A 12,871-nucleotide genomic window follows, 5' to 3' on the forward strand; every position below is an offset into this window, starting at 1 on the left:
AGCTACCTCGCAGGCCTCCACCTCCGCGCCTCAATGATCTGGATAGACGACCTCGTGCGACCACCCAACTGATCACAACATCACACAGGCCCTAGCAGCTCGATCAACGCGCGCTTGCTGTCAGGGAACCGATGCGTCTGGGCCGCGAGCCTGCGAGCGTAGACCATTGCCTCACGGCTGACCGGGCCGTCCAGCGCGGCAGCATGCTCCCAGACCAGCGAATGCCATCGGCAGTCCTTCGGGTCCTGGAAGTAGACCTTGGTGATGTCACCACGATCCACCGCGATCGGCCACTTGCCAGCATCGACCCCACCGTGCGAACTGGGCTGGCTGCGGTAGTCGTTGAGGGCATCACCGTTGTAACGCAGGCCACCGATCTCCACCCCGTAGGGCTGGATCGTCGTGCGGGTCTCCTCCAGGAACTCCAGCGCCAGATTCGGCCTCGCCGGAATCCGCAGCGGGCCTGCCCGGTTGACGCCGTGCTCGAACATCTCCAACGGACTCAGCTTCAACCCCGGGACCTCTGGGACGCAGAGCCCGCGGTGGTGCCGCCGGTGATAGATACGGGTGATCCACTCACGGATAATCGCTTCGAGTTCGTCGAGGAAGAAAAACGCCTCCTGCTCGACCTTCTCGCCGCGACTGTGCACATCTGATCCCTTGTAACCAGGCAGAGCCGCCAGCAACCCCTGGTTGAGAGTCTTGAACCATCGTTCCACCGGCTTGTCGGTCGGCGTGTAGGGGCGGGCCGGCTGCAGCGAGATGTCCAACTTCGCGCAGACGCTCTGGATGTGGTTCGACAGGTAGACCTTGCCATGGTCAAAGATGATCGTCTCCGCCGCGACTGTCGGCAGCAACGGCTGCCCATCCCGGTCGACCAGCTTGTCCGCGTCGACCACCACCGCGGATGGAACTCCGCAGTACGGCAGCGGCTCGCCACCGTGCGCCGGCGCCTCGCGCGGCTGGACCGTCTCGAACAGCACGCCCGCCACGTCCACCGACTTTGTCGATACGGGTGTCAGCCTCAGGCCGGTGATGCACCGGCTGTAGAGGTCCATCGCGACCGTGAGTTCGCACCGCACCCACCGGCAGGTCACCGGTTCCATTGCGAAGACGTCCAGACTGTTCGTGTCCAGCACCACGTATTCGCCCGGCCGGGTGGCCCGCAGTCTGCCGTAGGTCCCCTGCGGCGCGTTCGCGATCGACCGCTTGCCCTTCGTGCTGCCCTCGAACGCATTCGTTCCTCTGGACAGCTCCCGCAGCACCTCGTACGCCGTGGTACGAGCGGGCAGCGGAACGGGCTCGTCCTTGTATTTCTCAGCCAGACGCTCCTCGATCTCCATCAGAACCAGGTTCCGGACCGGCCGACTCGAATTCACCCGCCCCTTCAGTACCGACCAGGCCATCTCCACCCAGCGCGGATCGACCCGGTCCAGCACATTGCGCACCGGACGCTCGGTGACCAATCCGGCTGGGCCGGATCGCTTCAGGGCCGCAACCCACCGGCGGACTGTGCTCGTACCCACCCCGAGTTCGGCGGCCTTGACCGCGTAGCGGTGCAGCATGGGGACTCCCGGCGCGAAGTCCACGCGTGGCTCGCCGTCCAGAGCGAGATCGGCGTGGCCGAGCCGGAAGCCGGTGAGGACTTCCTGAACGTGTCGAACCCTCGCTGTCAGGGCGTCATCCTCACCTTCACCCAGACCGCTCAGCAGTGCCGCGACCGCCGTCTCCTCAGCCGGCGCCGGGACCAGAACCTCGGTCGTAGGGTGCGAGAGCAAGACAGAGATATCGACTTGCCGCCACTTCGGCGCTCCAGCGACCGCCGCCTGCTCGAGGAGAATTCGGCGCCCTTCGATCTCGGCGACCGTGAACTGCTCGCCGTCGAAGCTGATCGGCAGCCCTGGCCGCAGCGTCGCCGTCCAGGCACTCACCCGCGCCTCCGCAGCACCGAGTCTCCGGACAGCGGCCGGGACAGGTCTGTGGCCAGCCGCCCCAACCACAGCAGCGCCATAAGCGCCGGCCGAGCCTCATGGGCTGGACGACCGCCTGCCAATCGCCGTTCGAGGACAGCCATCTGGGCGCCGTCCACCGCGTGGTGCCAGGCCCGCTCGAGCTCGCTTCTGGGCACGATGCCGGGGCGCCGATACGCCGCCAGAAACCGAATGTTCTCCAGCAGCACTCGATCTGCCCCGGACCAGATCTCGTACTGCCAGCCGTGCCGCTCGATCAGCTCGCCCGGCCAGGCCAGTGCCTCCGCGATCTCTGGTTCCCGCAGGCGGTCTGCCGGCTTGACGTTGATCACCCTCACCGCTCCCGACTTCATCACCAGAAGAAAGTCCGGAACATGGCGGCGAATCCGATCGCCAATCCGAGCCACCACCCGACACGGCTGGGCGAAGATGCCACGCACGTCTGGATCGAAGTCCGCCAGGAGCAGGCGCGCGAGCTCCAGTCGGCTCTCGTAGACCACGTGCCCGCCCGTCGTCGCCGAGGCGTACTTGCCCGAGTAGTGAGCCTGCCCACGTACAGACCGCACTCGGCGCCACGGCACCGACTCAGCGAAGTCCGTCAACCGAAGCTGACCAAAGGGGACTTCGCGTACCGATCCGTCTTCGTAGCGAAGCGACGCTGTAGGTCCCCCACGTTCGTTACGGCCCTTGCTCGAGCCACGTACCGTCATGCTTGGACGGTACGGAGTACCCGTACCGTCCAAGCGCGGAAGACCGCAAGAGTCCGACAACTGACAACTACTGAACGTCACCGATGCTCATGATCACCCGGATCTGCTCGGATAGTGCTCATGATCCGCCGACGGTGCTCACGAAACTGCGGATCCTAGAGGGTGGTCGCGGCGTCAGGAGCCCGCGAGCAGGTCCCGCAGCAGGGCGACGGTGTCGGCGTCCAGATCCCGGCCGGTCCGGCGGCTGAGGGCGTCCAACCGATTGACGGCGCGCAGGAGTTGGTCCCGGGCGCCGGCCGAGGCGTAGGCGTAGAAGAGGTCCCGGTGCAGCAGTTCGACGTCCGGGGCGACGGCGAGGCCGCGGAAGACGGCGGCCTCGGCGCTGCGGTGGTCGCCGTACTGCAGGCGGCGGGCGGCCAGTTCGTGGGCCGTGTCGACGATCGCCGCGATCATGTCCTGCCGCTCGGCCTCGGCCCAGCCGTACGAGGCCGGCGGGGCCTCGGCGAACGGCGCGCCGCGGACCAGGGCCAGGGCGTGGGCGAGGGCCGCGTCGGCGGTGGCGCTGGTGCTGCGCATGCCGCGCCGGTAGAGGCCGCGGAACTCGTCCCAGTCGCAGGTGACCGCCGGGGCGAAGGAGTAGCCCTCGGTGCCCTCGGTGGGCAGGAAGACCCGGCCCTCCGGCGAGGTGCCGAACCAGGCGGCCAGGTCGGCGAGTTTGGCCGGCAGCGGGCTCTCGGAGCCGGCCGCGGTGGGGTGCGGGTCGAGGTGCGCCGCGCCGGGGTGCAGGTCGTGGTCGAGCGCGTGGCGGTCGGACCCGGGGCGCAGCGCCAGGTAGACGGCCAGTTCGGTGAGCCGGGGCAGCGCGCCGGGTGCGGCGGCGCCGAGGACTCCCGCGACGTCCACCGGGCCGAGCAGCCGGATCCGGGGGGCGTTGCGGGGGGCGTGCGCCTCCGGGGAGCGGAGGATGGCGAGCAGGTCGTCGCTGTCGCTGCGGCCGGGCGTCGTCCGGGCGACCGGGGCGACGGCGGCGGGGCCGGGCTGCTCCGCACCGACGGCCTCGGCGGCTTCGACGGCCTCCGCGGTCTCCGCGGTCCCGGCCGGTCCGGTCCCGAGGGCGACGGCGGCCTCGGGACCGGCAGCGGCAGCGGCAGCGGGAGCGGGCTCGGTCGACGGCACAAGGCCCTCGGCCGTCTTCGACGCGGTCGGCTCCGCCACGACGGGCTGCGGCACGACCGGCTGGACGGCGAGCACGACCGTCGCCGTGGACTCCGAGCCGGTGTCCCCCGGCCCGGCCGTCCCGTCGTCCTCCGCCAGGCCCGGCCGCCGCAGGTCGCGGGTGGTCTCGTCGGTCGCCGCCTGCCGTCCCTGCCCGTTGACGGCGAACCGCGCCGGGCCGGCCGGAGCCGGGGCAGGCGCCGGAGCCGGGCTGGACGCCGCGGGCGGCAGCGCGGCAGGGGTCGGAGCGGGCGCCACCGGATCGGTGCCCGCGAACGGGCTGGCGCCGGTGCCGATGACCCGGGCGAGCAGCCGGGGACCGGCGGCCGCGCCCTCCTCCGCTCCGCCTGCCGAAGCCCCGCCGACGGAAGTCCCGCTGGCGGAAGTCCTGCCGGCGGAAGCCCCACCGACGGAAGCCCCGCCGGTCGAAGCCCCACCGACCGGAGCCGCGGCAGCCGGACCTCCGCCGGCCGAAGCCCCGATGGCCGGGACCGCCACGGCGGCCGAGGCCCCGACGGCGGCCAGCACCGGTACGGCGGCGGGCAGTTCGGTGGTGTCGGTGTCGTCCTCCGGCCCGTCCAGCGTCCAGGCCGGGGCCGGGTGCTGGGTGGTGTCGTCGGCGACCCGGAGCAGCTCGGCGACCTGGTCGTACTGCCGGTCGCTGAGCCGCTGCAGCTCGACCGTGAGGTGCAGGCCCGGGATCGCGGCCTGGCCGGAGGCCGGCAGGGTCCAGCGGGCGACCGGGCCGGTGCCGCGCTCGGGGGCGCGGGTGATGACGGCGACGCAGGTGCGCGGACGGGCGTCGAGCAGGCGTCCGAGCTCGGCCGGGACGTCCCCGCCGGGCTGGTGGGCGCAGAGCACGATCTCGGGCGTCCAGGACTCGTCGGCCTGGCCCCGGCTGCGGGCCTCGCGCGGGCTGGTGGCCTCGGCGGCGACGAGGGTGGCGCGGGCCTTGGCGGTGCGCGGGCCGAGGGCGGCGAGCGCGGCCTCCAGGGTGGGGTGGCGGTGCACGCGTTCGGCGGCCGGGCCGCTGATCGGCACCTCCTCGGCGAGGTCCACCAGGTGCAGGTGGAGCCGGTCGGCGAGCGGGCTGTGGGCCAGTTCGACGGCGAGGGTGCGCAGCACGTCGCGGGCGTCGTCCGGGTGGCCGGACAGGTGGAGCAGCCGGACGGCCTCCAGGTCGGCGAGGACCACCGAGCCGTCCGGCGAGGTGCCGAGGGTGACCAGCGCGGGGTAGGGCGCGGCGGTCTTCCGGGCCTGGCCGGGGCTGAGCAGGTCGCCCGAGTCGGCGCTGCACCACCACACGTTGGCGGCGTGCGCGGCGCGGAACGGCGCGATCGGGGTGGCCGGTCCGGACAGGTGCAGTTCGATGGTCCGGCCCGGGGTGATCCGGGCGGCGACGATGGCGGGCAGCCGCTTGCCGCCGCGCACGGTGTTGCGGGCCAGGGTGCGCAGGGAGCGGTCCAGCAGGTCCAGTCCGGCCTGGTCCTGCCGGGCCATCAGCTCGTTCTCGAAGGCGGCGGCCTCGGCCTCGGGCATCGCGATGCGGTGCCGGGGGCGGCGGGCGCGCTGCTGGGTGCCGCGCTTGTGGGCGACGGCGCCGACCATGACGGCCGCGAGCAGGACGCCGACGGTGGAGGCCGAGAGGGCGACGGTGTAGTCGTCGCTGGGGGCCGGGTCGGCGTGCGCGGCGGGGGCGGGCGCGTGGGCCGGCGCGTGCGTGGGCGCGGGCGCCGGGGCCGACTGCGGCGCGCCCTGCGCGGGAGCGCCCGGCGCCGGAGCCTGGTCGGCGGGGGCCGGCGCTGGGGCCGGGGCCTGGTCGGCCGGAGTCTGGTCAGCGGGAGCCGGTGCGGGCGCCGGTGCGGCACCCCCCGTCCCCGGGACGGTGAGCACCATCCCCGGCACCACCACGTCCGGGTCGGTCAGCTGCGTCCCGTCCGGGGCCTGCGCCCCCTTGTTCGCCTCGAACAGCTTCGGCCACTGCTCCCCGTCCCCCAGCTCCCGCTGGGCGATGGCCGACAGGCTCTCCCCGGTCTGGACGGTGACGGTCCGCTGGCCGCCGGAGCCGGCCGCGCCGCCCGCGCCACCGGGCCCGCCGGCCTCCGTCCCGGACTGCGGAGCGCTCTGCGGCGTCTCCTGCGGCGAGCCCTGCGCCGGGTCGCCCGAGGGGGCCGGGGCGGGCGGCGCCGGCGTCCTCGCCTCGTCCGGCTTGGCGTCCGCCGGCATCAGCAGCTCCCAGCCGGGCTGGATCGGCCGGTCGGCGTCGAAGCGGATGCCCGAATCGCCCATCATCCGGCCGTCGTTGAGCTTGGCGATCTCCACCCAGCGTTCCCCCGAGCCCAGTTGGCGCTCGGCGATGGACCACAGGCTGTCGGCCGGCCGGGCGTCCCGGACGGTGTACGTGCTCTGCTGCTCGGCGGCCGGGGTCAGGGCCGGCGCGGCCTGCGCGGAGGGCAGTGCGGCGCGCTGCACGCCCGGCGTCAACTGCGCCTGGACGACCGGACTGTGGTTCGGCTCGGGGACGGCCGCGAAGGCCGAGCCGGCCACCGGGAGCAGGGCGAGCACCGAGCCGACCAGCCCGGCGGCGAGCCGCTGGCTCCAGCCGAAGGCCGGGATGCGGCGGGCGATCCGGCCGCGCAGCTGGGCCGGGATCTCCAGCAGGACGGAGAGCGCGAAGCAGGCCCAGGCGATCCAGCCGACCACCACCAGCGCCCAGAGGAACAGGCTTCCGTCGTCCGGACTGGTGAGCGCCTCGCCCACCCCGCCCGAGGCGACCTCGCCCATCCCGGCGACCGCGTCGGTGCCGTACAGCAGCAGCGCGGGGACGCCGAACAGCAGCGCGAGCAGGGCGACCAGCGCGCCGAGCGCGGTGATCACGGCGCGGCCGCGGCCGCGGGGTGGTCGGGGCGCCGGGGCGGCGGGCCTTCGGGCACCGCCGGCCCGATGGGACGTCCCGGCCCGGCCGTTGGGGGCCTGGCCGTTTCGGGCCTGGGCGGTACGGGCCTGGTCCTTGGCACGTGGCGCGGCCATCAGTCGGTCTCCGCTTTCTCTACTCCGTGGACGAGGGTCGCACTGCCCTTGCCCGTAACCTTCCGCTCCCCGAGGGCGCCCAGCAGGACCGGGCGGTAGTCGGCCTGCACGGTGACGGTGACGACCCTGCCGTCACCGGAGAACTCGATGCCGCCCGCCCGCAGGCCGTACAGGCCCAGGTAGGCGTCGGCGGCGTCCCGCACGTACTTCTCCTGGACCTTGAAGCCCTTGCCCTGGAGGACGGCCGCCCGGTCGAGCTGCTGGCCGCCGACCCGCGCGGCCTCCAGGGCGTAGGCGTCGGTCCGCTCGGCGACCCGCAGCCGGCCGCCGGCGTCGATCACCAGGGCGATGACGAGCACGACGTAGGCCGCGCAGATCGCCACGAAGAGGGCCACCGCGCCCCGGTCGGACCGGCGCGCCGACAGCCGTCGCCGCAGACGGCTCACCACTTCCGTCCCCTCCCCCCACTTCGCACGACGCTCTCCCCACCGGCCCCCACCGGGCGCCGCTCGGTACCGTTCCGCCATCCCCCGAGCGCTCTCCGCTTGCGTCTCCCCCGCACGGGCCGTCTCCAATCCCCTGTCTTCCCGGTGACGGCGCCGCGCGCTGTCATGTGCCCCGGTAACGGTCCACCACCGAGGTGAACTCGCCGACGAGGTGCTTCGTCACGGGTATCCCGGACGGTCCGCCGAGCAGGTCGGCCAGCTCCACGTCGCAGACCACCGTGACGGTGACGGTCGTGACCGGTCCGCCGGGCAGGTTCAGCTCCCCCTTGCCGACCCGCACGTCCCCGTCGCGGCACCACACGCCCTGCTGGCGCAGCGTCGCGAGGGCGGAGTCCCTGGCCGGCTGGTCCATCCCGTCCACGCTGCGCTGCAGGGAGGCGGTCCGGGCCCCGGCCCGGGCGGCGGCCTCCACGGTGCCGGCCGTGGTCTGCACCCGTCCGGCGGCGACGGCCAGCAGGACCAGCCCGACCACCCCCGGCACGACGATCGCCGCCTCGATCGCGATCCCGCCCCGGTCCGGCCTGCGCGGTCGCGACCGGAGCCCCGACCACCGCCGCCGTGGGCCCGGTGTCCGCAGCGCGTCCGTCACGGTGTCACCGCCGGCGGTACGAAGCGCTCGCGGGGCGCCTCGGCGAACTGGGTGATGTCGGGCGCCTTGAGCCCGGGTATCAGCAGCGGCGGGGTCAGCCGCACGGTGACCCGGATGGTCTGCGCCGTGCTGCCGTCGGTCCGCACCGTGTACCCGTGCACGCCCTGCCGGTCGAGGAAGTCGCGGGCCTGCCGCTGGGCGGCCTCGTTCTTCTCGCCGTCCGTCGCGCTGCCCTGCACCCGTCCGGCGTCCACGCCCTCGCGGGCGGCCGTGAGCGCGACCTGCCGGTCGTACCACCACAGCGCGGCCTGGACGACGAGCAGGACGAGCAGCAGGACGACCGGGAAGACGATGGCGAGGCTCACGCTCATCGACCCCCGGTCGCCCCTGCGGCGGAGAGCGGCACGCATCACGGGGTGGCGCCGCCCGCGCCGCCCGCTCCGCCCGCACCCGGCATGTTCGGGTCCTGCTGGACCTTCTTGACGACCTTGTCCTTCAGCAGGTAGAGCGCGGTCGCCACGGCACCCGCGACGAAGACCAACGCGATGATGGCGAGGGCGAGTTCGATGCTGATCGCACCGCGGTCGCCGCGCGCGCGGGCGGCCCGCAGCCGGCCGAGCCGCAGGGTGAACAGCAGGAGTGCGAACTGGACCGGTAGCAGGACGGGGCGCAGCACCCGGTCTGCCAGTTGGACGAGTCGTACGGTCATCGGGTCTCTCCGGAGGGACGTGGCGGTGTGGTGTGGTGTCGGCTGCTCTGGGACGGCTGTCAGTTGAGCATCTGGTGCAGCGCGGGGAAGACGATCAGGACGGTCATCAGCAGGGTCAGGGCGGCCCCGGGCGCGACCATCCGCTCGCTGTCGGCGTTCGCGCGGGCGAGGTCCTCAGCGAGCAGTTCCCCTCGCAGGCCCTTGGCCCGGGCCCGCAGGGTGTCGTACACGGCGGCGCCGTCGTTGCCGGACAGCCGCATGATGTCGGCCACGTCCTGGAGCGGGCTGAGCCCCAACTCCTCGGCCAGCGCGTCGAGTCCGGCCCACGGCGGGAGCCGGTCGGTGGCCGCGCGCTCCAGCGCGTCGCGGATCCGCCGGAACACCGCGCCCCGCCCGACCGCGGCGGCCCGGCGCAGCGCCTCGGCGGGGCCGCAGTCGGCGGCCCGCTCCATCGCGACGAGCTCCAGGTAGGCGGCGATGCCGTGCAGGTACTCGGTGCGCGCCTCCTTGGCCTCGCCGCGCACGACGGCGTCCGGGACGAACCAGAGCAGTCCGGCCAGCAGCGGCCCGGCGACCAGCGGCAGGGCGAACGGCAGGCCGACGCCCATCAGCACGGCCATCGCGCCCAGGTAGGCGGGCAGCAGCAGGCCGAGCGCGGAGAACAGCAGCTTGTGCACCATGAACCGGGCCGGGGTGCGGCCGATCAGGGCGAGCTCGCGGCGCGGGACGGAGACCCCGCGCAGGTGGACGGACCGCTCGCCGATCCGGTCGTACCAGCGGGGCCGCTCGTCCGGGTCCTGCTCGCGGTCGGCGGGGGTGGCGTGCAGCCGGTCCAGCGCCTGGCGCAGGTCCGGTGGCGCCGGCCGCAGTTCGGCGACCAGGAGGGCGAGGCCGCCGGCCGCGGCGGCGCCGGCCAGCACGGACCAGGGGGAGATCATCGGACCTCCCCGAGCTGCTCGACCGGCTCCGGCCCGGTCGGCGCGGCGGTGGTCCGCCGTCCGCTCCTGCTGCGCCGGTCGGGCGTCAGCAGCCGGGGCACCGGCGGGTGGGAGGCCAGCGCCCGCATCCAGGCGATGATCGCCACGAACAGGGCGGCGACCACGGCGAGCACCACCTGGCCGAGGAAGGTCCCGTACGGCCGGGTGTACTCCGTGTTGAAGGAGCCGACGGTGACGACCAGCACGATAATGCCGACCAGCCAGCGGATGGTGGTCCGGTGCTTGGCCCGGTCGGCCTCGATGGCGCGGCGCTGGCGGACCTCCTCGCGCACCGAGTCGGCCATGTCGGAGAGCGTGCGGGCCAGGCCGGGGCCGCTGTCCCCGGCCCGCAGCACGAGCGCGGCGAGCACCTTGTCGGCGGTGGCGTCGGCGAGGCTGTCGGCGAAGGCGCGCAGCGCCTCCTCGGGGCGCCAGCGGGCCTGCAGCCGGGCGGCCAGCTCGCCGATCTCGTCCTCCAGGGCGGCCGGGGCGGTGCGCCGGCTGGTGACGATGGCCTGGTTGAGGCCGACCCCGAGCAGCAGCACGTCGGCGATCCGCTGGGTCCACTCGGAGAGCGCCTCCAGCCGCTCGATCCGGTGGGTGTCCGGGCGGGTGGTGTCGAACAGCCAGGGCAGGCCGAAGACGGCCAGCGGCACCAGCAGCGCGGTCAGCGGGATGCCGGTGAACAGCCAGGCCAGCGGCGCGCCGGCGAGCGCCAGCGGCAGCTGGACGCGGCGCAGCCGCACCATCCGGTGCCCGGCCGTCCCGGGCGCGCCGTACCAGAACACGTGGAGCCGGCCGGCCAGCGGGTTGACCGCCCGCTCGGCCTCGTCCTCCTCGACGGGCTCGCTGCCGCGGGCCCAGAGCGCCAGGGCGACCATGCCGCCCGCGACCGCCAGCCCGCACAGGGCGAAGAGCAGCATCACCGGGTGCCACCGCCGATCCGCAGCTGCAGCGGGGTGGCCCAACTCCCGTACCGGGAACCGAGCAGCGAGGCGTCGAAGCCGGCCCGGCGCAGGTCGTCCAGGCACTGCGGCGGGGTGTGCGGGACGGCCCGCGGCTCGCCGAGGTCCGGCCGGGGGCCGAAGACGGTGTTCAGCGCGGGCCGGCCGCTCTCCCCGAGGCCGGTGACCTCCAGGACGTGGGAGACGAAGCGGTGCCGGCGGCCGCCGACGGCGGTCTCGTCGACCATGGTGACGTGCACGATGAGGTCCAGGGCGTTGGCGGTGAGCCGGTAGGCGAGTGAGTCGGTCATGTGCGAGCCGTACTCCAGGCAGAGTTCGGCGATGCGGTCGACGACCATGTGCGGGCCGCGGGCGTGCAGGGTGCACATCGAGCCGCCCTCGCCGTTGGTCATCACCCGCAGCATCGGGACGACCTCGCCGGAGCGGACCTCCCCGACGATGATCCGGGAGAGCGTCATCCGCAGCGCGGCCGGGATGAGGTCGCCGAGGGTCAACTCCCCGGCCAGGCGCCCCTCGACGCGCTCGCCGTTGCCCTCGCGGGCCTCCATCGGGACGACCTGGCGCAGGTGGCCGAGGGTGTGCAGCCAGAGTTCGAACTCCGACTCCAGGGTGCCGATCCGCTCGTCCGGCGGGATCTCGGCGGCCATCGCGCGCAGCAGGCTGGTCTTGCCGACGCCCTGGGTGCCGGTGATCATCACGTTCTTCCGGGCCCGGATCGCGGCGGCCAGGAAGGCGGCCAAGGTGGCGTCCAGGGTGCCGAGTTCGACCATCTCGGGGAGCGTCGCGGAGGCCACCCGGTGGCGCCGGATCGCCACGTACGGGCGGGGCGTCACCTCGGTGAGCGCCTGGAGGCGCATGCCGCCCTCCAGCCGCAGCGCGAGGGTCGGGCTGGCGGTGGACAGGCTGCGCTCGCCGCCGCCGTGCTGGCGGGCCAGGTCCTGGAGCAGTTCGACGAGTTCGGCGTCGCTGTCGGCCACCGGCGGTACCTGGCGCAGGGGTTGGTGCACCTTGGAGACCCAGACGTCGTCGCAGCCGTTGATCAGGATGTTCTCGATCTCCGGGTCGTCCAGGTAGGGCTGAAGCCGGCCGGCCCGGAACAGCAGGTCGAAGACGGCCTCGGCGAGGGCGCGGTCCTGATCCCGGGTGGGCGGGATGCCGTGGGTCTGGGCGTACGCGTCGGACCACCGGGCGACGGCCTCCTCGATCAGCGCCCGGCCGCGCTGGCGGCGGGTGGCGCGGTCCGGCTCGGAGCCGGAGGAGAGCGTCAACCGGGTGATCTGCTGGTGCAGTTCGGCCGCGACCTGGCGCTTGAGCTCGCGGGCGACCTGCGGGTCCACGGCGGGCCGGGTGGCGGAGCCGCGCAGGTCCAGCGAGGGCAGCTGGGAGGGCACGGCGGTGGGCCCGGCGGCCGCGCCGGGCGGGACGGGCTGCGGCGCGACGGGCTGCGCCGGGCCGGGCTGGGGCGCGACCGGGCCGGGCTGGTACCCGTGCGCCGGGGCGACCGGACCGGTCACCGGCGCGGGCCCGGGCACCGGCCCCGCCCAGGGCAGCGCGGCCGGATCGGCGCCGGGACGCTGGTGCAGGGGGCTACCGCGCACGGAGCACCTCCCCGGGGTCGTGCGGGTACGGCCCGTTCACGTTGTCCTGACTGTCTGTCACAAACGGCTGCTGGAGCGGGTACTGGTCGTCCGGATCGCCGTACGGGGCGGACTGGACGTGCGCCGGGAACGGCGCCGGCGCGGCCGGCTGCGGCGCCAGCCCGGCCAGCGGCGCCACCGGTCCGGTGGTGATCACCGGCGGAGCGGGCTGCGGCGGGGCGTACGAGGGCTGCTCGCCCTCGGCCGTCCCGTAGCCGGAGCGGCCGTGGGCCGCCGCACCGTACGGGCCCGGCGGGTACGGTCCCTGCCCATGCGGGGTCTGCGGGTACGGGCCCTGCGCCTGCGGGCCTGGCGCGTACGGGGTCTGGCCGTGACCGCCCTGCCCGTACCCCGGTCGGCCGCCCGGACCGTACGCCGACTGCCCGTACGGGCCCGGCGCGGGCGCGGGCATCGACGGCTGCGGCGCCATCGGCACGGGCGGGGCCGGTATCGGCGGGGCCGGGGCCTGGGCCATCCACCGGGTCCGGCCCGGCCACGCCCCGTTCACCGTGAACCGGATCATCGTCAACGAGGTGTTCTGGCGGCGCGTCCCGGTGCCCGGT

Annotated in this window: 10 protein-coding genes and 1 pseudogene; all 11 read right to left on the minus strand. The window is 74.3% G+C overall.

Translation table 11 applies throughout. The features are described 5' to 3' along the window. Nucleotides 1-80: 80 nt before the first annotated feature. On the minus strand, nt 81-1,931 hold the full coding sequence (locus tag ACWDCZ_RS35695) for an integrase (protein ID WP_449818047.1): 1,851 nt from the start codon (nt 1,929-1,931) through the stop codon (nt 81-83). Further along, nucleotides 1,928-2,680, minus strand: coding sequence for a TnsA-like heteromeric transposase endonuclease subunit (locus ACWDCZ_RS35700; protein ID WP_449818048.1), 753 nt, complete (start codon nt 2,678-2,680; stop codon nt 1,928-1,930). The genes ACWDCZ_RS35695 and ACWDCZ_RS35700 overlap by 4 nt, the downstream gene beginning before the upstream one ends. A gap of 174 nt (nt 2,681-2,854) precedes the next feature. Further along, entirely contained in the window at nt 2,855-6,925 is a 4,071-nt protein-coding gene (locus ACWDCZ_RS35705; protein WP_449818049.1) for a LysM peptidoglycan-binding domain-containing protein, read from the minus strand. Further along, nucleotides 6,925-7,374 (minus strand): hypothetical protein, encoded by a 450-nt coding sequence (locus ACWDCZ_RS35710; protein WP_049658128.1) that lies wholly within the window; start codon nt 7,372-7,374, stop codon nt 6,925-6,927. Before ACWDCZ_RS35710 ends, ACWDCZ_RS35705 begins: the two co-directional genes overlap by 1 nt. 160 nt (nt 7,375-7,534) lie before the next feature. Then, nucleotides 7,535-7,912, minus strand: coding sequence for a pilus assembly protein (locus ACWDCZ_RS35715; protein WP_143204636.1), 378 nt, complete (start codon nt 7,910-7,912; stop codon nt 7,535-7,537). A gap of 104 nt (nt 7,913-8,016) precedes the next feature. Continuing rightward, nucleotides 8,017-8,391, minus strand: a complete 375-nt coding sequence (locus ACWDCZ_RS35720; protein ID WP_234348625.1) for a TadE/TadG family type IV pilus assembly protein — start codon at nt 8,389-8,391, stop codon at nt 8,017-8,019. 38 nt (nt 8,392-8,429) lie between these two features. Continuing rightward, nucleotides 8,430-8,729, minus strand: a complete 300-nt coding sequence (locus tag ACWDCZ_RS35725) for a hypothetical protein (RefSeq protein WP_117492592.1) — start codon at nt 8,727-8,729, stop codon at nt 8,430-8,432. A gap of 59 nt (nt 8,730-8,788) precedes the next feature. Continuing rightward, complete coding sequence (locus ACWDCZ_RS35730; RefSeq protein ID WP_049658133.1) at nt 8,789-9,667, minus strand: type II secretion system F family protein; 879 nt, start codon at nt 9,665-9,667, stop codon at nt 8,789-8,791. Beyond that, complete coding sequence (locus tag ACWDCZ_RS35735) at nt 9,664-10,629, minus strand: type II secretion system F family protein (RefSeq protein WP_117492593.1); 966 nt, start codon at nt 10,627-10,629, stop codon at nt 9,664-9,666. Before ACWDCZ_RS35735 ends, ACWDCZ_RS35730 begins: the two co-directional genes overlap by 4 nt. Beyond that, nucleotides 10,629-12,269 carry an ATPase, T2SS/T4P/T4SS family gene (locus tag ACWDCZ_RS35740; RefSeq protein WP_449818050.1) on the minus strand — a complete coding sequence of 547 codons (1,641 nt, stop codon included), beginning with the start codon at nt 12,267-12,269 and terminating at the stop codon, nt 10,629-10,631. Before ACWDCZ_RS35740 ends, ACWDCZ_RS35735 begins: the two co-directional genes overlap by 1 nt. Beyond that, nucleotides 12,259-12,871 (minus strand): annotated as a pseudogene (locus ACWDCZ_RS35745) (hypothetical protein); the annotation flags it as partial. The pseudogene ACWDCZ_RS35745 and the gene ACWDCZ_RS35740, both read right to left, overlap by 11 nt.

Source organism: Kitasatospora sp. NPDC001225, from assembly GCF_053597855.1.

Excerpts from the sequence above, each read along its gene's own strand:
- ACWDCZ_RS35705 (WP_449818049.1), bottom strand. The coding sequence starts at position 6,925 with ATGGCCGCGCCACGTGCCAAGGACCAGGCCCGTACCGCCCAGGCCCGA.
- ACWDCZ_RS35700 (WP_449818048.1), bottom strand. The coding sequence starts at position 2,680 with ATGACGGTACGTGGCTCGAGCAAGGGCCGTAACGAACGTGGGGGACCT.
- ACWDCZ_RS35725 (WP_117492592.1), bottom strand. The coding sequence starts at position 8,729 with ATGACCGTACGACTCGTCCAACTGGCAGACCGGGTGCTGCGCCCCGTC.
- ACWDCZ_RS35735 (WP_117492593.1), bottom strand. The coding sequence starts at position 10,629 with ATGCTGCTCTTCGCCCTGTGCGGGCTGGCGGTCGCGGGCGGCATGGTC.
- ACWDCZ_RS35730 (WP_049658133.1), bottom strand. The coding sequence starts at position 9,667 with ATGATCTCCCCCTGGTCCGTGCTGGCCGGCGCCGCCGCGGCCGGCGGC.
- ACWDCZ_RS35720 (WP_234348625.1), bottom strand. The coding sequence starts at position 8,391 with ATGAGCGTGAGCCTCGCCATCGTCTTCCCGGTCGTCCTGCTGCTCGTC.